Annotated in this window: 6 protein-coding genes; 5 read left to right on the top strand and 1 reads right to left on the bottom strand. The window is 73.4% G+C overall.

The genetic code is table 11. The features are described 5' to 3' along the window. Window positions 1-60: 60 nt before the first annotated feature. The 5 genes from OG625_RS08105 (at window position 61) to OG625_RS08085 (ending at window position 22942) form a co-directional block, all read left to right on the top strand. Window positions 61-16539, top strand: coding sequence for a type I polyketide synthase (locus tag OG625_RS08105; RefSeq protein WP_329377769.1), 16479 nt, complete (start codon window positions 61-63; stop codon window positions 16537-16539). A gap of 97 nt (window positions 16540-16636) precedes the next feature. Continuing rightward, window positions 16637-18232 (top strand): AMP-binding protein, encoded by a 1596-nt coding sequence (locus tag OG625_RS08100; protein ID WP_329377767.1) that lies wholly within the window; start codon window positions 16637-16639, stop codon window positions 18230-18232. A 226-nt stretch (window positions 18233-18458) separates the two neighbouring features. Then, window positions 18459-20084 (top strand): MFS transporter, encoded by a 1626-nt coding sequence (locus tag OG625_RS08095; protein ID WP_329377766.1) that lies wholly within the window; start codon window positions 18459-18461, stop codon window positions 20082-20084. A 228-nt stretch (window positions 20085-20312) separates the two neighbouring features. Continuing rightward, window positions 20313-21695, top strand: a complete 1383-nt coding sequence (locus OG625_RS08090; RefSeq protein ID WP_329377764.1) for a KamA family radical SAM protein — start codon at window positions 20313-20315, stop codon at window positions 21693-21695. Then, the gene (locus OG625_RS08085; RefSeq protein ID WP_329377762.1) at window positions 21692-22942 is read left to right on the top strand and encodes a pyridoxal phosphate-dependent aminotransferase; all 1251 of its coding nucleotides are present in this window, start codon (window positions 21692-21694) and stop codon (window positions 22940-22942) included. Before OG625_RS08090 ends, OG625_RS08085 begins: the two co-directional genes overlap by 4 nt. A gap of 67 nt (window positions 22943-23009) precedes the next feature. On the opposite strand, the gene OG625_RS08080 is transcribed toward OG625_RS08085, so the two are convergent. Beyond that, complete coding sequence (locus OG625_RS08080) at window positions 23010-23279, bottom strand: phosphopantetheine-binding protein (RefSeq protein WP_329377760.1); 270 nt, start codon at window positions 23277-23279, stop codon at window positions 23010-23012. Window positions 23280-23304: the final 25 nt, after the last annotated feature.

The raw sequence follows: 23304 nt of genomic DNA, 5'->3' as shown, positions 1-23304 counted from the left end.
TCGCGACTCCGCGACCCGATTCGACCTCACGGCATGAACAAGGACTCGGTGGGACCCAGAATGTCCAATGACGACGCAAGGCTTCTCGACTACCTCAAGCGGGTCACGGCGGATCTGCACCAGACCCGGCGCAGGCTCCAGGAGGTCGAGAACCAGGACCACGAGCCCATCGCCATCGTCGCGATGAGCTGCCGCTACCCGGGAGGCGTCAGCACCCCCGACGACCTGTGGCGGCTCGTGGCCGACGGCCGGGACGCCATCACCACCTTCCCCACCGACCGCGGCTGGGACCTCGACGGGCTGCGCGGCGACGAGCCCGAGACCACCGGGTCCGGCAGCAGCTACGTCAACGAGGGCGGTTTCGTCCACGACGTCGCCGACTTCGACGCGGGCTTCTTCGGGATCAGCCCCAACGAGGCCCTCACCATGGACCCCCAGCAGCGGCTGCTGCTGGAGGTGTCCTGGGAGGCCATCGAGCGGGCCGGGATCGACCCGGCGTCACTGCGCGGCAAGCCCGTCGGCGTGTTCGCGGGCTCCGGGATCCAGGACTACGAGTACCTCATCGGCGCGGCGGGCGAGGTCGCCGAGGTCTACATGACCACCGCCAACGCGGCCGCCGTCATCTCCGGCCGGATCTCCTACACCCTGGGCCTCGAAGGCCCCGCGGTGACCGTCGACACGGCCTGCTCCTCCTCGCTCGTCTCCCTCCACCTGGCCGCCCAGGCCCTGCGGCAGCGCGAATGCTCGCTGGCCCTCGCCGGCGGCGTCATGGTGATGTCCACCCCGTCGCCGTTCATCGCGTTCAGCCGCCAGCGCGGCCTCGCCCCCGACGGCCGCTGCAAGGCCTTCGCCGAGGCCGCCGACGGCACCGGCTGGTCCGAGGGCGCGGGCATGCTCGTACTCGAACGGCTCACGGACGCCCGCCGCAACGGCCACCCGGTGCTCGCCGTGGTCCGCGGCAGCGCCGTCAACCAGGACGGCGCCAGCAACGGCCTCACCGCCCCCAACGGCCGGGCCCAGCAGCGCGTCATCCGCCAGGCCCTCGCCAACGCCCGGATCCCCGCCACCCACGTCGACGTCGTCGAGGGCCACGGCACCGGCACCACGCTGGGCGACCCGATCGAGGCGCAGGCGCTGCTGGCCACGTACGGGCAGGACCGCACGGACGGGCGGCCGCTGTGGCTGGGCTCCATCAAAAGCAACATGGGGCACGCGCAGGCCGCCGCCGGTGTCGGCAGCATCATCAAGATGGTCGAGGCGATCCGCCACGGGGTGCTGCCGAAGACCCTCCACGTGGACGAACCGTCGAGCCACGTCGACTGGTCCGCGGGCCGGGTCCGGCTGCTGACCGAGAGCCGGGAGTGGGAGCGCGCCGAGGACCGGCCGAGGCGGGCCGGTGTCTCGGCGTTCGGCGTGAGCGGCACCAACGCCCACATCATCCTGGAAGAAGCCCCGGCAGAGGTGCCGGTCGAGTCCCCCGCCGAGGGCGGCGAAACCCCCGGGACTCCTGCGGTGCCCGCGACAGCCGCGGAACCGTCCGCGGTCCTGCCCTCCGTCCTGCCCTGGCCGGTCTCCGGCCGCGACGCCGCCGCCCTCGCCGCCCAGGCGGGCCGGATACACGCCCACGCCACCGCGGCGCCCGAGCTGAACGAAGCCGACCTGGCCTACTCCCTCGCCACCAGCCGCGCCGCCCTGGACCACCGCGCGGTCGTCCTCTCCGACGGCCGCGACACGGTGCTGGCCGGACTCACGGCGTTGGCCGAGGGCCAGGCGCACCCGAGTGTGGTGCGGGGGGTCGTCACCAAGGGGTCGACGGCGTTCCTGTTCACGGGGCAGGGTGCGCAGCGGCTGGGGATGGGGCGCGAGCTGTACGAAGCCTTCCCGGTGTTCGCGCAGGCCTTCGACGCCGTCTGCGCGGAGGTCGACCCGCACCTGGGCCGGTCGTTGCGGGAGGTGGTGTGGGGTGAGGACGCGGAGGCGCTGAACGCGACCGCGATCACCCAGCCCGCGCTGTTCGCCCTCGAAGTCGCCCTGTACCGGCTGGTCGAGGCGTGGGGCATCACGCCTGACGTGGTGGCCGGTCACTCCATCGGCGAGCTCGCCGCCGCGCACGTCGCCGGGGTGCTGTCGCCGGCGGATGCCGCCCGGCTGGTGGTGGCTCGCGGTCGGTTGATGCAGGCGCTTCCGGCCGGGGGCGCGATGCTCGCCGTACAGGCCACCGAGGAAGAAGTGCTGCCGCTGCTCACCGACGAGGTGGGCATCGCGGCGATCAACGGGCCCGATTCCGTGGTGGTGTCCGGTGTCGAGGCCGCCGTCCTGGCGGTCGGTGAGCACTTCGAGGCCGCCGGTCGCAAGACCAGCCGGCTCGCGGTCTCGCACGCCTTCCACTCGGCACTCATGGACCCCATGCTCGAAGAATTCCGCTCCGTGGCACAGGAGTTGACCTACGCCGAACCACTCATCCCCGCCGTCTCCACCGTCACGGGCCGGCCCGGCGCGGACTGGCAGTCGCCCGAGTACTGGGTGGGTCAGGTCCGCGAGGCCGTTCGGTTCGCCGACGCCGTACACGCCCTGGAGCAGCAGGGCGTCACCCGCTTCCTGGAGATGGGCCCGGACGGCATCCTCACCGGCCTCGCCGCGCAGAGCGCGGAGGACGCCGTTCTCGTGGCGGCCCAGCGGAGGAACCGCCCCGAGCCCGAGAGCGTGATCACCGCCCTCGCCCAGCTGCACGTCTCCGGCGTGGGCATCGACTGGCAGGCCCTGTACGCGGGCACCGGCGCCCGGACCGTCGCACTCCCCACCTACGCCTTCCAGCGCACCCGCTACTGGGTCGAGGGCACCGGCTCCCTCGGCGACATCTCCGCCGCCGGTCTCGCCGCCGCCGGGCACCCGCTGCTCGGCGCCGTCGTCTCCCTCGCCGACTCCGGCGGGGTCGTCCTGACCGGCCGGGTCTCCGTATCCGCCCAGCCGTGGCTCGCCGACCACGTCGTCGGCGATTCCGTGGTCTTCCCCGGCACCGGCTTCGTGGAGCTCGCCGTCCGCGCCGGCGACCAGGTCGGCTGCGAGCTGCTCGACGAGCTCATGCTCCAGTCCCCGCTCGTCCTGCCCGAACGGGGCGCCGTCGCCCTCCAGGTGGAGGTCGGCGCCGCCGACGGCTCCGGGCGGCGCCCGGTCAGCGTCCACTCCCGCCGCGACGACCAGCCCGACCAGCCGTGGACCCTGCACGCGGCCGGCGTCCTGGCGGTCGCGCCCGCCGGCGCCGCCGACTCGGGGGCCTTCGACCTGGCCACCCCCTGGCCCCCCGCCGCCTCCACCCCCATCGACACGGACGGGGTGTACGAGGGACTGGCCGCCGCCGGACTCCCGTACGGCCCGGCCTTCCGCGGGCTGACGGCGGCCTGGCAGGCAGGCACCGAGGTGTACGCCGAGGTCGCCCTGCCCGAGCGGACGCATGCCGAGGCCGCCGCGTTCGGCCTGCACCCGGCGCTGCTCGACGCCTCCCTGCACGGCTCCGTGTTCACGGACCTCTTCGCCGATGCCACCGGGCCGGTCCTGCCGTTCGTCTGGACGGGCGTACGGCTGCACGCTTCCGGCGCCGCGCGCCTGCGGGTCCGTATCGCCCCCGACGGCGCGGGCTCCCTCGCCCTGTCCGTCGCCGACGAGACCGGCCGGCCGGTGCTGTCCGTGGACTCCCTCGCCCTGCGCGAGGTCTCCGCCGAGCAGCTCGCCGCCGCCCGCACCGTCGCGCACGAGTCCCTCTTCGCCCTGAACTGGGCCGAGCTGCCCGCCGTCACCCCGGGGACCGCACCGACCGACTGGTCGACCCTGACCGCGGACGGGCCCGTACCCGCGAACGTCGTCCTGCGCTCCCGGCACGCCGGCTCGGACCCCGATACCGTGCGGGCAGCCACCTCCGAGGTGCTCGCCGCCCTCCAGCTGTGGCTCGCCGACGACCGGTACGCCGACTCGCGCCTGCTCGTCGCGACCAGCGGGGCCGTGGCCCGGCCCGGCGAGGCGCGCGAGGACGTCACCGACCTGGCCGGCGCGGCCGTCTGGGGCCTGGTGCGCTCCGCGCAGATGGAGAACCCCGGGCGCTTCCTCCTCGCTGACCTCGACGACCTCGACAGTGACCCGCAGGCCGCCGCCGCGCTGGCCGCCGACGAGCCCCAGACCCTCGTGCGGGGCGCCGCCGTGCACGGCGCCCGCCTCGCCCGCCTCACCGACGACCCCGAGCGGCGCGTACGCCCCGACTTCGGCAACGGCACCGTCCTGGTCACCGGCGCGACCGGCGCCCTCGGCCGGCTGGTCGCCCGGCAGCTCGTCGAAGCCCACGGCGTACGGAACCTGCTGCTGGTCTCCCGGCGCGGTACGGACGCACCCGGCGCGGTGGAGCTGCGCGCCGAACTCCGCAGCCTCGGCGCCGAGGCCACCGTCGCCGCCTGCGACGTCGCGGACCGCGACGCCATGGCCGCCCTCGTCACCGGAGTGCCGCTCACCGGCGTCGTCCACCTCGCGGGCGTGCTCGACGACGCGCTCATCGCCTCGCTGACCCCGCAGAGCCTGGACACCGTCCTGCGCGCCAAGGCCGACGCGGCACTCCACCTGCACGAGCTGACCCGGGACCTGGAGCTGTCGGCCTTCGTGCTGTTCTCCTCCGCGACCGGCGTCCTGGGCGTCCCCGGCCAGGGCAACTACGGCGCGGCGAACGCCCTGCTCGACGGGCTCGCCACCCACCGGCGCGCCCACGGCCTGCCCGCCCAGTCCCTCGCCTGGGGCCTCTGGGCGAGCGGCATGTCCGGCGCGCTGACCGACGCCGACCTCCAGCGGATGAGCCGAACCGGAATCGGCGCGCTCACCGCCGAGTACGGGCTGGACCTCTTCGACCGGGCCCTGACCGTGGACACCCCCGTCGTCCTGCCGATCCGGCTGGACGTACGCACCCTCGCCGAGGCGGGCGAGGCCCTGCCGCCGCTGTTCCGCGGGCTGGTCCGCGTACGGGCCCGCCGGGCCGCCGCGTCCGCGACCGAGGCGGCCGGGGCCCTGCGCGGCCGGCTGACCGGCCTGGACCGGGAGCAGCGGGAGGGAGTACTGCTCGACCTGGTGCGAACCCAGGTCGCGGTGACCCTCGGCTACCCGGGACCGCACGCCGTCGACGAGACCCGCGCCTTCAGCGAGCTCGGCTTCGACTCACTCACCGCCGTCGAGTTCCGCAACGCCGTCAGCGCCGCCGCCGAGGTCCGGCTGCCCGCCACCCTCGCGTTCGACTACCCCAACCCGCGTGCCCTGGCCCGTCATCTGCTCGACGAACTCGACGGTTCCGTGGGCGAGTTGATTCCGGCAGCCGCCGCGGTGCGTACGGGATCGGGCGCCGGCGAAGACGACCCGATCGTGATCGTCTCCATGGCCTGCCGTTACCCCGGCGGCGTCCGCACCCCCGAGCAGCTGTGGCAGCTCGTCGCCGACGGCGTGGACGCCGTCACCGACTTCCCGGCCAACCGCGGCTGGGACCTCGACCGGATCTACGACCCGACCGCCGAGCGCCCGCACACGAGCTACGCCCACGAGGGCGGATTCCTGCACGAGGCGGGCGAGTTCGACCCGGCGTTCTTCGGGATCAGCCCCAACGAGGCGGCCGTCATGGACCCGCAGCAGTTCCTGCTGCTGGAGACCGCCTGGGAGGCCTTCGAACGGGCCGGCATCGATCCGGAGACCCTGCGCTCCAGCATGACCGGTTGCTACGCCGGAATGATGTACCACGACTACGCGGCCAACAACAGCACCGGAGCCATCGCCTCCGGCCGCGTCTCGTACGTCTTCGGCCTCGAAGGCCCGGCCGTCACGGTGGACACGGCCTGCTCCTCCTCGCTGGTCGCCCTGCACATGGCCGCCCAGGCCCTGCGCTCGGGGGAGTGCTCGCTGGCACTCGCCGGCGGTGTCGCCGTCATGGCGACCCCCGAGGTCTTCGTCGAGTTCAGCCGCCAGCGCGGACTCGCCCCCGACGGCCGCTGCAAGTCCTTCGGCGTCGGCGCGAACGGCACCGGCTGGGGCGAGGGCGCGGGCATGCTCCTGCTGGAGCGGCTCTCCGACGCCCGCCGCAACGGCCACCCGGTACTCGCCGTGGTCCGCGGGTCGGCCCTGAACCAGGACGGAGCCAGCAACGGCCTGACCGCCCCGAACGGCCCCTCCCAGCAGCGGGTGATCCGCCAGGCCCTCGCCAACGCGGGCCTCACGGCCGCCGAGGTCGACGCCGTCGAGGCACACGGCACGGGAACGGTCCTGGGTGACCCCATCGAGGCTCAGGCACTGCTCGCCACATACGGCCAGGGACGGGCGGAGGGCCGGCCGCTGTGGCTGGGCTCCATCAAATCGAACATGGGCCACACGCAGGCGGCCGCGGGTGTCGCGGGCATCATCAAGATGGTGATGGCGATGCGGCACGGCGTCCTGCCGCCGACCCTGCACGCGGAGGAACGCTCGGACCAGATCGACTGGTCCGCGGGCGACGTGGAACTGCTCACCGAAGCCCGTGAATGGCTCGCGGAGGGCCGCCCGAGGCGGGCCGGCATCTCCTCCTTCGGCATCAGCGGTACGAACGCCCACGTCATCATCGAAGAGGTCGCGGCCGCGGAGCGGCCCGCCGAGGCAGCGGTGTCCGGTGAACTTCCCTTCACCCCCTGGGTGTTGTCGGCGAAATCCGCACCGGCCCTGGCAGGCCAGGCGGAGCGGCTGCTGGCCGTGGCCGACGAGCACGACCCGGCGGACATCGGACTCACCCTCGCCTCGGCACGCAGCACGATGGACCACCGTGCGGTGGTGGTCGGAGACCGGGCGAGCGCCCTCACGGCCCTCGCGGCTCTTGCGGCGGGGGAGGACCACCCCGGGGTGGTCGTCGGCCAGGCGCAGAGCGGCGGGCGGACGGCGTTCCTGTTCACCGGCCAGGGCGCGCAGCGCCTGGGCATGGGGCGCGAACTGTACGAGGCCTTCCCCGCGTTCGCGGAGGCGTTCGACGCGGTGTGCGCGGAGATCGACCCGCACCTCGGGCGGTCGTTGCGCGAGGTGGTGTGGGGCGAGGACGCGGAGGCGCTGAACGCGACCGCGATCACCCAGCCCGCGCTCTTCGCCTTCGAAGTCGCCCTCTACCGCCTTGTCGAGGGGTGGGGCGTCACCCCCGATCTGGTGGCCGGGCACTCCATCGGTGAGCTGGCCGCGGCCCACGTCGCCGGGGTGCTGTCGCCGGCGGACGCGGCCCGGCTGGTGGTGGCGCGTGGTCGGCTGATGCAGGCGCTCCCGGCCGGGGGCTCGATGCTCGCCGTACAGGCCACCGAGGAGGAAGTCCTCCCGCTGCTCACCGACGAGGTCGGTATCGCGGCAGTCAACGGGCCGCGGTCTGTGGTGGTTTCGGGTGTCGAGACTGCTGTCATGGCAGTGGGCGAGCACTTTGCCGCAGCCGGGCGCAAGACCAGCCGGCTTGCCGTCTCGCACGCCTTCCACTCGGCGCTGATGGACCCGATGCTCGACGAATTCCGGGCCATCGCAGCCCAGTTGACCTTCAACGAGCCGCGGATCCCCGCCGTCTCCACGGTCACCGGTCAGGTCTCCAACGACTGGCAGTCGGCGGAGTACTGGGTCGGTCAGGTCCGGGAGGCGGTCCGCTTCGGCGACGCCGTCGAGGCCCTCGCCCAGCAGGGCGCGACCCGCTTCTTGGAGATCGGCCCCGACGGAATCCTCACCGGCCTCGCCGCACAGGGTCTCGACGAGGCCGTTCTGGTCGCCGCCGTGCGCAAGAACCGCCCCGAGGCCGAGACCCTCGTCGCCGCCCTCGCCCAGCTCCACGCCTCCGGCGCACACGTCGACTGGCAAGCCTTCTACCCCGCCACCACCGGCGCCCGCCGCGTCGAACTCCCCACCTACGCCTTCCAGCGCACCCGCTACTGGATCGACATGGAGGAGTACCTCGCCAACTCGTGGATCGGCTCCGGCAGCGGCAGCATGGCGACGGCCGGTCTGACCGACGCCGGACACCCGCTGCTCGGCGCGGTACTGCCGTCCCCCGACACCGACGTGGTCACCTTCACCGGGCGGCTGTCCGCCGGAACCCACCCCTGGATCGCCGACCACGACGTCCTCGGCAGCATCCTGCTGCCGGGCACCGGCTTCGTGGAACTGGCCGTCCGGGCCGGCGACCAGGTCGGCTGCGACGTACTCGAAGAGCTCGCCCTTCAGGCACCGCTGATCCTCCCCGAGCGCGGGGCCGTGACCGTACAGATGGTGCTCGGCGCCGCGGACTCCTTTGGGCGGCGCTCGGTGAGCGTCTACTCGCGCGCCGAGGACAGCCCGGACCTGCCGTGGACCCTGCACGCCGACGGCGTACTCGCGTCCGGCGCCGAAGCGCCCGGCTTCGACCTCACGGCCTGGCCGCCCGCCGGGGCGGCGGAACTGTCCCTGGACGGCGCCTACGAGGGCCTGCGCGAGCGGGGCTTCGGATACGGGCCCACGTTCCAGGGCCTCAAGGCCGCCTGGCGGCTCGACGACGTGCTCTACGCAGAGGTCGCCCTCCCCGAGCAGGCGCACGCCGAAGCCGGGGAGTTCGGACTGCACCCGGCCCTGCTGGACGCCGCCATGCACGCGGCGCTCGTGAACGGCACCGGCGGCGACGAGACCGTACTGCCCTTCGTCTGGCGGGACATCACCCTGCACGCGGCGGGAGCCTCCGTCGTACGGGTGCGCATCACCCAGCCCACGCCGGAGAGCCTCTCCTTGCAGGTGGCCGATGCCACCGGCGCCCCGGTCGCCACCGTCGGCGCGGTCGTCGGCCGCCCGGTCTCCACGGAACAGCTCGGCGCACACGGGACCGAGTCCCTCTTCCACATCGCCTGGAACCCGCTGCCCGGCGCGGCCGCAGCAGCGCAGGCGCAGCCGGCCGAGGGCACTGTCGTCTTCGCGTGCGAGGCACCGGACGGCGACGTTCCGACCGCCGTGCACGATCTGGCCAACCGGGCATTGGAGGCGGTGCAGGACTGGCTGTCCGTGGAGCGGCCCGAGGGTGCGGTGCTGGTGGTGGTCACGCGGGGTGCGGTGGCTGTGGTGGAGGGTGAGCCGGTGGATGTGCGGCAGGCTCCGGTGTGGGGTCTGGTGCGTGCTGCGCAGGCGGAGAACCCGGGCCGCTTCGTGCTGGTCGACACCGACGGATCCGTCGCGTACGAGCACCTGTTGGCCCTGGGTGAGCCGGAGTTGGCGGTGCGTGCGGGCGAGGTGTCGGTGCCGAGGCTGGTCCGGGTGTCCGTCGGTGACGGTGCGGGGCCGCTGTGGGACGAGGTCGGGACGGTGCTGATCACGGGTGGTACGGGTGGTCTGGGTGCGCTCGTGGCCCGTCACCTGGTGACCGAGCACGGGGTACGGAACCTGTTGCTGCTGGGGCGCCGGGGCACGGATGCTCCCGGTGTTCCGGAGCTGCTCGCCGATCTGAACGGCCTGGGTGCTTCGGTCACGGTCTCCGCGTGTGATGTGGCGGACCGGGAGGCGCTGGCCGCCGTCCTCGCCGATGTGGATCCGGCGCGTCCCCTGTCGGGTGTGGTCCATGTGGCGGGTGTCGCTGATAACGGTGTGATCGGTGCGTTGACGGCTGAGCGGATGGATGTGGTGTTGCGTCCGAAGGCGGATGCGGCCTGGCATCTGCACGAGCTGACCCGCGAGATGGACCTGTCGGCGTTCGTGATGTTCTCCTCGGCGGGTGGTCTGGTGCTGGCGGCCGGGCAGGGCAATTACGCGGCGGCGAACGTGTTCCTCGATGCCCTCGCCGCTCACCGGCACGCGGAAGGCCTGCCGGCCACCTCGATGGCCTTCGGCCTCTGGGCCGTCACCACCGGCATGACCAGCACCGACATGCTCGACCTGGCCGAGGAGCGGATGGCGGCCCAGGGCCTGCCCGCCCTCTCCCAGGCCGAGGGCCTCGCGCTCTTCACGAGCTCGCTGCGCTCGGGCCTGCCCGCCGTGGTTCCCCTGTTGATCGACACGAACGTGCTGCGCGCCCGCGCCGCCGCTCTCCCCGCCCTCCTCCGGGGCCTCGTACGCGTCCCCGTACGCCGGGCCGCGCAATCCGCCGACGGCGGCGACGGGCTCCTCGCCCGCCTGGCCGGTCTGGACGCGGACGCTCGGGCCGCCGCACTGCTGGACCTCGTACGGGCCCAGGTCGCCGGCGTACTCGGCCACGCCTCCGCCGACGCGATCGAGCCGGAGCGGGCCTTCAGCGAGCTGGGCTTCGACTCGCTCGCCGCCGTCGAGCTGCGCAACCGACTCGGTGCGGTGACCGGCCTCCGGCTGCCCGCCACGCTGATCTTCGACTACCCGACCGCGCAGGCCGTGGCCGCCCACATCGGCGAGGAAGTGGGCGGTCCGGACCGCGCCGCGCTCGTACCCGCCCGGGCCCTGCCCGCCGGCGGCGGAGCCGACGGGGCCGAGGACCCGATCGTGATCGTCGGGATGGGCTGCCGCTACCCGGGCGGGGTCACCACGCCCGAGGAGCTGTGGGGCCTGGTCGCGGACGGAGTGGACGCCATCGGCGACTTCCCCGCCGACCGCGGCTGGGACCCGGACGTGTACGACCCGGAGCCGGGCACGCCCGGCAGGACCTACACGCGGGCGGGCGGATTCCTCTACGACGCCGCCGACTTCGACCCGGTCTTCTTCGGGATCAGCCCCAACGAGGCCCTGATGATGGACCCCCAGCAGCGACTGCTCCTGGAGGTGTCCTGGGAAGCGATCGAGCGGGCCGGGATCGACCCGACCGTGCTCAAGGGCTCGGCGACCGGCGTGTTCGCGGGCGTCATGTACCACGACTACGCGCTCGGCGTGGAGGCCGCGGCCAGCAGCGGCGGCAGCCTCGTATCCGGCCGCACCTCCTACACGCTGGGCCTCGAAGGGCCCTCCGTCACCGTCGACACCGCCTGCTCCTCCTCCCTCGTCGCCCTGCACATGGCCGCCCAGGCCCTGCGGGCGGGCGAGTGCTCCCTCGCACTGGCCGGTGGTGTCGCCGTCATGGGCACCCCGGGCATGTTCGTCGAGTTCAGCCGGCAGCGCGGACTCGCCCCCGACGGCAGGTCCAAGTCCTTCGCGGCCTCGGCGGACGGAGTCGCGTGGGGCGAGGGCGCGGGCGTGCTGCTCCTGGAGCGGCTCTCCGACGCCCGCCGCAACGGCCACCCGGTGGTCGCCGTCCTTCGTGGCTCGGCCCTCAACCAGGACGGCGCCAGCAACGGCATGACCGCCCCGAACGGCCCGTCCCAGCAGCGGGTGATCCGCCAGGCCCTCGCCAACGCGGGTCTGACGCCCGCCGAGGTCGACGCCGTCGAGGCGCACGGCACCGGCACCACGCTCGGCGACCCCATCGAGGCGCAGGCGCTGCTGGCCACCTACGGCCAGGGGCGGGAGGAGGACCGGCCGCTGTGGCTGGGCTCCATCAAGTCCAACATGGGCCACACGCAGGCCTCTTCGGGCATCGCGGGTGTCATCAAGATGGTCATGGCGATGCGCCACGGCATCCTGCCGAAGACCCTCCACGTGGACGCCCCCTCGGACCAGGTGGACTGGGCGGCGGGCAACGTCGCACTGCTCACCGAGGCCCGGGAATGGCAGGCCGCGGACCGGCCGCGCCGAGCGGGTGTCTCCTCCTTCGGCATCAGCGGGACGAACGCCCACGTGATCGTCGAGGAAGCGCCCGCGGCGGACGCGGAGGCGACGGCCGAACGCGCCGGACTCCCCGCCGTCCCCTGGGTGTTGTCCGCCAAGACCCCGCAGGCCCTGGCCGCCCAGGCCGAGCGTCTGCTGGAGCTGGCCGCGGAGCAGCCCGCGATCGAGCCGGCCGACCTCGGCCTCTCCCTGGTGGCCTCGCGCACCACGTTCGCCCACCGGGCCGTGGTCGTCGGGGCGGACCGCGAGGAGCTGCTGCGCGGACTCACCGCGCTGGCGCAGAGCCGCAACGCACCCGCCGTGGTGCGCGACCAGGCCCGCCGCAGCGGACGGACCGCGTTCCTGTTCACCGGGCAGGGTGCGCAGCGCCTCGGGATGGGGCGCGAGCTGTACGAAGCCTTCCCGGTGTTCGCGGAGGCCTTCGACGCCGTCTGTGCGGAGATCGACGCGCACCTGGGCCGGTCGTTGCGGGAGGTGGTGTGGGGCGAGGACGCGGAGGCGCTGAACGCGACCGCGATCACGCAGCCCGCGCTGTTCGCGCTGGAAGTCGCCCTCTACCGCCTCGTCGAGGCGTGGGGTGTCCGGCCCGACACGGTCGCCGGGCACTCGATCGGTGAGCCGGCTGCCGCCCATGTGGCGGGGGTTCTCTCGCTCGCCGATGCGGCCCGGCTGGTGGTGGCTCGTGGTCGGCTGATGCAGGCGCTTCCGGCCGGGGGCGCGATGCTCGCCGTACAGGCCACCGAGGAAGAGGTCCTGCCGCTGCTCACCGACGAGGTCGGTATCGCGGCGGTCAACGGGCCGGAGTCGGTCGTCGTCTCGGGTGTCGAGGCCGCCGTCCTGGCGGTCGGCGAGCAGTTCGCGGCGGCCGGGCGCAAGACCAGCCGCCTCTCGGTCTCGCACGCCTTCCACTCGGCGCTGATGGCCCCGATGCTCGACGAATTCCGGGCCGTCACCGCAGAGTTGACCTTCAACGAGCCGCGCATCCCCGCCGTCTCCACGGTCACCGGTCAGGCCTCCGCGGACTGGCAGTCCCCGGAGTACTGGGTCGGCCAGGTCCGGGAAGCCGTCCGCTTCGCCGACGCCGTCGAGACACTGGCCGGGCAGGGCGTGACCCGCTTCCTGGAGATCGGCCCCGTCGGGGTCCTCACCGGCCTCGCCCAGCAGATCCTCGACACCGAGCAGGCAGCCGTCCTCGTACCGGCCCTGCGCAAGGACCGCGGGGAGCCCGAGGCGCTGCTGACCGCGCTCGCCCGGCTGCACGTGTCCGGCGGGCGCGTCGACTGGACGGCCTTCTACGCCGGCGCGGGCGCCCGGACCGTCGACCTGCCCACCTACCCCTTCCAGCGCAGCCGCTTCTGGGTCGACGCCGCCAAGCCGGCCACCGATGCCGTCGCCGTGGGACAGGACGCCCTCGACCACCCGCTGCTCGCGGCCGTCGTGGCGTCCCCCGACTCCGACGCGGTGACCTTCACCGCCCGCGTCTCCCTGGACGCCCAGCCCTGGGTGGCCGACCACGCCGTCCACGGCAGTGTCCTGCTGCCAGGCACCGGTTTCGTGGAGCTCGCCCTCCAGGCCGCCGACCACGTCGGCTGCGGCCTGCTGGAAGAGCTCACCCTGTACTCGCCGCTGGTCCTCCCCGAACGCGGCGGAGTCGCCCTCCAGGTCGTGGTCGGCGAACCCGACGCGCAGGCCCGGCGCACCGTACGCGTGTACTCGCGCCCCGAGAGCAGCCCCGACGAGCCGTGGACCCGGCACGCCGACGGGCTCCTCGCCCCCACCGCCGGGGAACCCGGCGACGGGCTCGGTTCCTGGCCGCCCGCGGGCGCCGAGGAGCTGGACGCCGACGGGCTGTACGACGGGCTGCAGGAGCGCGGGTTCGGCTACGGCCCGGTGTTCCAGGGGCTGACGGCGGCCTGGCGGCTCGGCGACGCGCTGTACGCCGAGATCACGCTGCCCGAGCAGGCCCACGCGGACGCCGGACGCTTCGGGCTGCACCCCGCCCTGCTCGACGCCTCCATGCACGCGCTCGGCTTCGGCGGGCTCGGTGCCGAGGAGGACGAGGGACGGGCCCTGCTGCCCTTCTCCTGGGCGGGCGTCACCCTGCACGCCGCGTCAGCGACCGCCGTACGGGTCCGGCTCGCACCGGTCGAGGGGCAGCGCAACGCGGTGCGGCTCGACCTCGCCGACCCGGCCGGTGCCCCCGTGGCCTCGGTGGCCGCCCTTCAGCTGCGGCCGGTGGCCGTCGAGCAGCTCGGCGCCGGCGGGTTCCGCGACGCGCTGCTGGCCGTCGAATGGCAGCCGGTCGGCGGCGGCAGCGGACCGCGCGGGGACTGGGCCGTCGCCGGCCCGGGACTGGAGGTCGCCGGAGTACCGATGGTCTCCGGACTGGACGCGCTGGGAGCGGCGGGCGCCGACGTACCGGACACCGTGCTGCTGCCCGTCCTCGCGGACGGGCCCGCCGCCAGCGGTGAGCACGAGGTCCCCGAGGGGATCCGTACCGCGGTGGACACGGCGCTGGCCGCCGCCCAGCAGTGGCTCGCCGAGCCGAGGTTCGCGCGGTCGCGGCTGGTGCTCGTGACCCGGGCCGCGGCGGCCGTCGCCGACGGGGACCCGGTCGACGTACGGCAGGCACCCGTCTGGGGTCTGATCCGGGCCGCGCAGGCGGAGAACCCGGGCCGGTTCGTGCTGCTGGACCTGGAGGCGGAGGGCGAGGCGTCCCCGCGGGCGCTGGCCGCCGCACTCGCCTCCGACGAGCCCGAACTGGCCGTCCGCCGGGACAAGGTGCTCGCGCCCCGGCTCGCCCGGTCCGCCGCACCCGGCGGAGACACGCCGTGGGACCCCGAGGGCACCGTCCTGATCACCGGCGGCACCGGGGGACTGGGCGCGCTCGTCGCCCGGCACCTGGTCACCGAGCACGGCGTCCGGCACCTGGTGCTGACCAGCCGGCGCGGACTCGGCGCCCCCAACGCGGCCGGACTGCGCGACGAACTGGCCGCGCTCGGCGCCCGCGTGGAGATCACCGCCTGCGACGTGTCCGACCGGACGGCCGTGGCCGAGCTGATCGGCGGCATCGACCCGGCGCACCCGCTGCGCGGGATCGTGCACGCCGCCGGCGTCGCCCACAACGGCCTGATCGGGGCGCTCACCCCCGAACAGGTGGACCACGTGCTCGCCGCGAAGGCGGACGCCGCCTGGCACCTGCACGAGCTGACCGCCGGGCACGACCTGGCCGTCTTCGCACTGTTCTCCTCGGCCGGCGGCCTGGTCATGGCCGCCGGACAGGGCAACTACGCGGCGGCGAACGTCTTCCTCGACGCCCTCGCCGCCCACCGCCGCTCGCGCGGCCTGGCCGCCACCTCGATGGCCTTCGGGCTGTGGGACACCGCGACCGGGCTGAGCCAGTGGCTCGGCGAGGCCGACCTCCAGCGGATGCGGCGCACCGGAACCCCGGCCCTGACCGAGGAGGAGGGCCTGTGGCTCTTCGACGCGGCCGTCGCCGCCGACGCCCCGGCGCTCGTCCCGCTCCGCGTCGACCTGGCCGCCCTGCGGGCCCGTACCGACGAGGTACCCGCCCTGCTGCGGGCCCTCGCGCCCGCCGGGCGCCGCCGGGCCGGCGCGGCAGCCGCCCCCACGGAGGCCGGCGGGCTCGGCCGGAAGGTGCGCGGGCTCGGCGACGCCGAGCGCGAGCGGGTCGTGCTCGACGCGGTCCTCCACCACGCCGCCGAGGTCCTCGGGCACGCCGACACGAGCGCCGTCGATGCCGAAGCGGGCTTCCTGGAGGCCGGATTCGACTCGCTGACCGCCGTGGAACTGCGCAACCGGCTGAACGCGGCCTCCGGGCTCGCACTGCCCGCCATGGTGGTCTTCGACAGCAAGAACCCGCTCGAACTGGCCCGGCTGCTCGCCGGCCGGCTGGCCGCCGCCGACCAGGGCGACGCCGGGCAGGCCGCCGCGCCCGCCACGCACGCCGACAACCGGGCCGACGACACCCTGTACGGGCTGTTCCTCGACGCGATCATGTCGGGGAACCTCCAGCCCGGACTGGCCATGCTGCGCGCGGTCGCCGCACTGCGGCCCGCCTTCGCCACGGCGGCCGACCTGGACGGACTGCCCGAGGCGGTCTCGTACGGGGCGCGCACCAAGCCCCGGGCGGAGGGAGCGGAGTCCGAGGGGCCGAAGCCTCCCCGGCTGATCTGCCTCAGCACCCCGACGGTGGCGGGCGGTGTGCACCAGCACGCGCGGCTCGCGGCCCGGCTCTCGATGCCGGTGGCCGGCCTCCCCACCCCCGGGTTCGGGCGCGGGGAGTCGTTGCCGGAGTCCTTCGCCGCGGCCGTGGACGTACTCGCCGAGGCGGTGCTGCGGGCCGCGGACGGAGAACCGTTCGCCCTGCTCGGCTTCTCCTCGGGCGGCCTGCTCGCCCACGCCACGGTGGCCCGCCTGGAGCGGGTGCACGGGGTACGGCCGGCCGGGCTCGTGCTCCTGGACACGTACTACATGGGCGAGTCGAACGACGCGATCTTCGACCAGATGGCCTTCGCGGTCCCCGACAAGGCGGCCACGCTCGGCTCCTTCAGCAGCGCCGAACTCTCCGCGATGGGGCGGTACGTGGAGCTGCTGCCGCAGTTCCGGCAGGAGGACATCGAGGCGCCCGTGCTGTTCGTACGGGCCGGGGACCTCTTCCAGATGGGCGAGGACGCGGACATCGAGCCGGACGCCGACTGGCAGGCCGACTGGGAGGGCGCGGACACCGTGGCGACCGTCCCCGGAACGCATTTCACCATCGTCGAGCAGCACGTCGACACGACGGCCCCCGTCATCGACAGCTGGCTGACGGACCTCAAGGAGCGGATCTCCTGATGAGCATTTGCACGAGCACGAGCACGAGCACGAGCACGAGCACGAGCACGAGCACCGGACGACGACGAGCACTCGGACGAGCAGAGGTGGCACAGCGGTGAGCCTGAGCACGGAACTTCCGGCCGCGGTCCGCGGACCGGCGGAGCGCATCCACGAGTTCATGCTGGCGGCGGCCCGTACCGCACCCGACAGCCCGGCCGCCTGGGAGGCCGGCGAGGACGGCACCCACCGCGTGCTGAGCTACCGCCAACTGGAGCGCAGGGCCCACGACTACGCCCTGACCCTGGACGCCCTCGGCCTCGACATCGGCGACCGGGTGATCCTGGAGTCGGACAACTCGGCCTCCGCGGTGGCCGTACTGCTCGCCTGCTCGATGCTCGGGCTCACCTTCATCCCGGTGAGCCCCGAGGTCCCCACCCCCCGGCTGCTGGCCATCGCGGCCACCGCCGAGCCCGCCCTGCACCTGCAGACGGTGAACGGCGGCCGCGAGGGGGTCCCCGAGAGCATCGGCACGGCACGGTTCGGCCCCGACGGGGTGGTCGTGGAACGCGCCCCCGCGCCGCGCACCCGCCACCGGCGGGAGCCGGTCGGCACCGACGCCGCCTACATGATCTTCACCTCGGGGACCACGGGCCGGCCCAAGGGCGTGGTCATGAGCCACCGCGGGGTGCTCTCCTTCTACCGGGGGATGCTCCGGCACGGCATCGTCACCGCCGGGGACCGGCTGGCCACCACCTCGCCGCTGCAGTTCGACTTCGCGCTGCTGGACATCGGCCTCGCCCTCGGCTCGGGGGCCCAGCTGATCCCCGTACCGCGTGAACTGATGCACTGGCCGCGCCGCTTCCTGCGCTTCCTCGCCGACACAGGGGCCACCCAGGTCGACGGGGTGCCGTCCATCTGGCGGCCCGTACTGCGCCACGAGGCGAAGGGCCTGGCCGCCCTGGCCGGGCAGGTGCGCGGGGTGCTCTTCTCCGGCGAGGCCTTCCCGCTGCCCGAACTGCGCCAGCTGCAGGGGCTGTTGCCGGAGGCCCGGGTAGTGAACTGCTTCGGCCCGACCGAGGCGATGGCCTTCTCCCTCACCGACGTGCCGAACCCGCTGCCGGAGGGCGTCGACAAGCTCTCCATCGGATTCGCCTACCCCGGCGCCGAGATGCTGCTGATCGACGAGCAGGGGCGGCCCGTCGGGGAGCCGGGCACGGTCGGCGAGATCCACCTGCGCGGCCCCTCCCTCTTCACCGGCTACTGGGACGACCCGGAGGCCACCCGGGCGGTGCTCGTACCCGATCCGCTCAACCCCAAGTCCGGCCAACTCGTCTACAAGTCAAATGACTTGGCATACCGCGGCGAGAGTGGTGAGCTGTACTTCGTCGGACGGTCCGACCTCCAGGTCAAGATCCGGGGCAACCGGGTGGAGCTGGGCGAGATCGAGCGCCGGCTCCTTGAGTTCCCGGGCGTCGAGGCGGCCGCGGCGGTGGTCCGCCCGCGGCCCGGCGAGGACCCGGAGCTGTACGCGTACGTGGTGCCCGCCCGCGGCTTCGACGCCGACCCCGTGGCGATCAGCGCCTTCTGCAAGCAGACCCTGCCCGACTACATGGTGCCGCGGAAGGTCGGGCTGATCCCCGCCCTGCCGCTCACGCCCAACGGCAAGACCGACCGCAGGGCCCTGGCGGCACTCGTCGCCGAGGAAGGCTGACCCCCCGTTCGGGAGGTTCGGCCGGGGCCCGGGCTCGCAGCCCGGGCCCCGACTCCTGTCCGGGCCCCTGTCCGGACCCCTGTCCCGACCCCTGTTCCCACCCCTATGCCGTTCCCTTCAAGCACCCCTGTTTCCACCCCTGTTCCGGCTCCCGGAGCACCCTGCTGCGCCGCTCTTTCCGTTCACTGATACATACGCCCCGTCCCGACAGCATTGGACAGTCCCCATGACCAGCTCCCTGAGCGAGAACGGCACCACCGGACCGGAGGCCAAAGCGGGCCGCAAGGAATGGATCGCCCTCGGCGTACTGCTCCTGCCCGTGCTGCTCGTCTCGATGGACCTGACCGTCCTCTACTTCGCGATCCCCGCCATCAGCGAGGACCTCCGGCCGTCCGGCAGCGAGCAGCTGTGGATGATCGACATCTACGGCTTCGTCCTTTCCGGCGTCCTGCTCACCATGGGCGCGCTCGGCGACCGCATCGGCCGCCGCCGCCTCCTGCTGATCGGTGCCGTGGTCTTCGGCGGCGGCTCCCTGCTCGCCGCCTACGCCTCCAACCCCGAGATGGTGATCACCGCCCGGGCGCTCCAGGGCATCGGCGGGGCCACCCTCATGCCCTCCACGCTCGCCCTCATCCGAAACCTGTTCCGCGACCAGACCCAGCGCCGCACCGCCGTCGCCGTCTGGTCCACCGGCATGGCCGCCGGCGCCGCGCTGGGCCCCGTGGTCAGCGGCGCCCTCCTCACCGGCTTCTGGTGGGGTTCCGTCTTCCTGATCAACGTCCCCGTGATGCTGCTCCTGCTGGTCGCGGCGCCGTTCCTGCTGCCCGAGTTCAAGGACGCGGCGGCCGGGAAGTTCGACCTGATCAGCGCCGCGCTGTCGCTCGCGATCGTGCTGCCGGTCATCTACGGCTTCAAGAAGATCGCCGTGGACGGCTTCTCCGTCACCTACGTCGTCGCCATCGCCGTCGGCCTGGCGCTCGTCCCGCTGTTCCTGCGGCGCCAGCGCACCAGCTCCGACCCGATGGTCGACCTCTCGCTCTTCCGCAACGGTGCCTTCGGCGCCTCGGTCACCGTCAACATGCTGGCCTGCTTCACCCTGGTCGGCTACTCGCTCTTCTCCACCCAGTACCTGCAGTCGGTCCTCGGGATGAGCGCCCTGAAGTCCGCGCTGTGGACCATCCCCGGCACCCTCGCGGTGGGCGCCGTCGTGCCCGTCGCCACCGTCCTGGTGCGCACCGTCCGGCCCGCGGTCATCATTTCGAGCGGGTTCGCCATCGCCACCGTCGCCCTGCTGATGCTCACCCAGGTCCCCGAAGAGGACGGCCTGCTCCTGATCCTCATCGGCATCATCGCGCTGGCCGTCGGTCTCACCCCCGTCCTCACCCTGGTCACCGAGCTCGTCGTCGGCCAGGTCCCGCCGGAGCGGGCCGGCACCGCCTCCGCCCTGCTCCAGACCGGCCAGGAGCTCGGCGGCGCCCTCGGTGTCGCCGTCCTCGGCAGCATCGGCGCCGCCGTCTACCGCAACAGCGACTCGCTGGACTCCCCGGCCGGGGTGCCCGCCGACGCGCTGGAGCAGGCCCGCGAGACCATCGGCGGCGCCCTGGCGGCCGCCGGGAGGCTCTCGGGCGACGCGTCCACCAGCCTCGTCGAGGCGGCCCGGGCGGCCTTCACCACCGAGGTGCACGCCGCCTCCGTGGCCGGCGCGGTCGTCATGGCCGGCGCGGCCGTCTACGCCCTGATCGGGCTGCGCTCCGTCCAGACCGACAACGCGCGCGCCGCCGAGGCGGCCGCCGAGTCCGCCGCGGAGGCCCCCAAGGCCGCCGCCCAGCAGCCCGGCACCGGCATCGCCTGACCACCCGGCCGGACCTCCGTCCGGAGGCCCACGGACAGCCGCCCAGGACCTCAACCCCCGCTGGTCCTGGGCGGCTTCGCCATGCCCGCCGAAGACCGGGGCGGGGTCGTCGTAAGGGTAGGGCTGGGGTCGGTTCTGGGGTCCGACGGCCGATTCGTCTCCCTAGCATCGAATCGCGTTCGAGCACACGCTCGGAACTGCCAGGCACCAGGCTGGAGGAATATCCGCATGTCCCTGCTGGCAACCGATTCTGTCGAGACGGCACGGTTCCGCGCATACGGGCCGCGGCAGCTCGACGAGATCGCCGAGCGCCACGGCCTGCCCGCCGACATACGGGAGACCGTCCGGCTCGTGTCGATGGTGCTGCCCTTCCGGGTCAACGAGTACGTCCTGTCGCAGCTCATCGACTGGGACCGGATCCCCGACGACCCGATGTTCCAACTGGTCTTCCCGCAGCGGGGGATGCTCACCGAGCAGAACGAGCGGGATCTGGCCGCCCTCTCCGCGGACCCCGCCCAGAAGGTGGCCCTGCGCACCCTCGTGCAGCAGATCCGCGGCCGGCTCAACCCGCACCCGTCCGGGCAGAAGGAGCTCAACGTCCCCACCCGGGACGGCGCCGAGATCCCCGGACTCCAGCACAAGTACCGCGAGACGGTGCTGTACTTCCCGAGCCAGGGCCAGACCTGCCACTCGTACTGCACCTACTGCTTCCGCTGGGCCCAGTTCGTCGGCGACGCGGACCTGCGCTTCGCCGCCCCCGACCCGCGCGGACTGATCTCCTACCTCGAAGCCCACCCCGACGCGGGCGACGTGCTCGTCACCGGCGGCGACCCGATGGTGATGTCCACCGAACGGCTGCGCAGCCACCTGGAACCGCTGCTCTCCCTGGAGAGCGTGCGCACCATCCGGATCGGCACCAAGTCCGTCGCGTACTGGCCGCAGCGCTACATCGGCGACCCCGACGCGGACGACGTCCTGCGGCTCTTCGAGAAGGTCGTCGCCTCCGGACGCAACCTCGCCGTGATGGCCCACTTCAGCCACCCCCGCGAACTGGAGACCGACCTCGCCCGGCAGGCCATCGCCCGGATCAGGTCCACCGGCGCCCTCGTGTACTGCCAGGCCCCCCTCATCGCCAAGGTCAACGACGATCCGGACGTGTGGAGCCGGATGTGGCGGGCCGAACTCGCCCTCGGCGCCGTGCCGTACTACATGTTCGTGGAGCGCGACACCGGACCGTACGACTACTTCCGCGTGCCGCTCGCCCGCGCCGCCGAGATCTACCAGGCCGCCTACCGCACCCTGCCCGGCCTGGCCCGCACGGTCCGCGGCCCGGTGATGTCCGCGACCCCCGGCAAGGTCGCCGTCGACGGGATCGTCGAGAACGCGGAAGGCCGCTTCTTCCAGCTGCGCATGGTGCAGGCCCGCGACCCCGCCCTGGTCGGCCGGCCCTTCCTCGCGCACTACGACGCCGACGCCGCCTGGCTGGACGAGCTGCGCCTCGACCGCTCCGCGCCCGCCGACATCGCCCGTGCCATCGCCGGACCGGCCTGGCCGGGTGAACCCGAACTCTTCGGCACCAGGGCCGCCGCGCCGGTGGGGAGCAAGGCATGAGCGACATGAGGATGTCCCCGAACCTGGCTCTCAACCAGCTGGTGGCGCAGCGCCAGGCCGCCGGGGAGCCCCTGATCCACCTCGGTTTCGGCGAGTCGAGGCTGCCGGCCTTCGGCCCGCTCGTGGAACGGCTCGCCAAAGGGGCCACCCGCAACGCCTACGGCCCGGTGGCCGGTTCGCCCGGAGTGCGCGCCGCGGCCGCCGGCTACTTCGAGCGCCGCCGGATCCCCACCGACCCGGAGCAGATCGTGGTCGCGCCGGGCAGCAAACCGCTGCTGATGGCCATCAACCTGGCGGTCCCCGGGGACGTCCTGCTGCCCCGACCGGCCTGGAACACGTACGCCCCCCAGGCCCGGCTCGCCGGCAAGCACCCGATCGCCGTGCCCATCCCGGAGGAGTGCGGCGGCGTACCGGACCCGGACGCGCTGCGCGAGTGCGTGCAAGCGGCCCGAGTGCTGGGCCACGACCCGCGCATCATGGTGCTGACCCTGCCGGACAATCCCACCGGCACCCTCGCCCCGCCCGCGATGATCCGCGAACTGTGCGCGATCGCCGAGGAGGAGGGCCTGCTCATCGTCTCGGACGAGATCTACCGGGACGTGGTGCACGACCCGGCCACCGACTACCTCAGCCCCGCCGAAGTGGCCCCCGAGAGCACCGTGATCGCCACCGGGCTCAGCAAGAGCCTGGCCCTGGGCGGCTGGCGCATCGGCGTGGCCCGCTTCCCCGAAGGGCCGTGGGGCGACTGGATCCGTACCGGGGTGGTCTCCGTGGCCAGCGAGGTCTGGTCGACGCTCGCCGGGCCCATGCAGGAGGTTGCCGAGTACGCCTTCGACGAGCCCCGGGAGATCCGGGAGCGGCTGCGCGCCAGCGCCAGGCTGCACGGGATCGTCGCCCGCGACGTCCACCGCATCTGCGTCGCGGCCGGAGCCCGCTGCCGGCCGCCCACCGGGGCCTTCTACGTCTACCCCGACTTCGAACCGGTCCGCGAGGAACTCGCCAAGCACGAGGTGGGCGACTCGCCGTCGCTGGCCCGCCGGATGCTCGACCTCGGGATCGTGGTCCTCGCCGGACACCTGCTCGGCGACGAGGGCGAGGCCCTGCGCTTCAAGTGCGCCACCAGCATGCTCTACGGCGACAGCGCCGAGCAGCAGCAGCTGGCGCTGGACGCCGAGGACCCCCTCTCCCTGCCGCACGTCCGGTCCGTACTCGACCGGATCGAGGACAGCTTCCAACGGCTCCTTTAGCCCGGTAAACGAAGCGGCCCGACTCGGATGCGAAATCCTTGTCGGGCCGGCCGGTGGATCCGGTTTCTCACGCGGTGGATTCTGTCGAGGTCATCAGGGTCTTCCAGAGAATTTCCGGGCTGGCGAAATTCTCCAGTTTCAGTGCGTCGTCCAGGAAACGCACGTCATAGGCGCCTTCCAGTGCGGCGAGCAGTTCGACCGTACCCATCGAGTCCAGCCCCAGATCCTTCAGTTGGGAATCTCCGGTCAGTTTCTCGTCGGGGGAGAGATAGGGCAGGAACGGGCGGACGACGGCCTCGAAAGAGCCGTCCCAGGTGTGATTCGTGAGTTCTGGCATACGGGAATGATGAGGGCGGCCCGCG

It is taken from the genome of Streptomyces sp. NBC_01351, from assembly GCF_036237315.1.
Classification (GTDB): domain Bacteria; phylum Actinomycetota; class Actinomycetes; order Streptomycetales; family Streptomycetaceae; genus Streptomyces.
The sequence above is the reverse complement of the archived record's forward strand: the minus strand, read 5'-3'. Positions and strand labels throughout refer to the sequence as shown.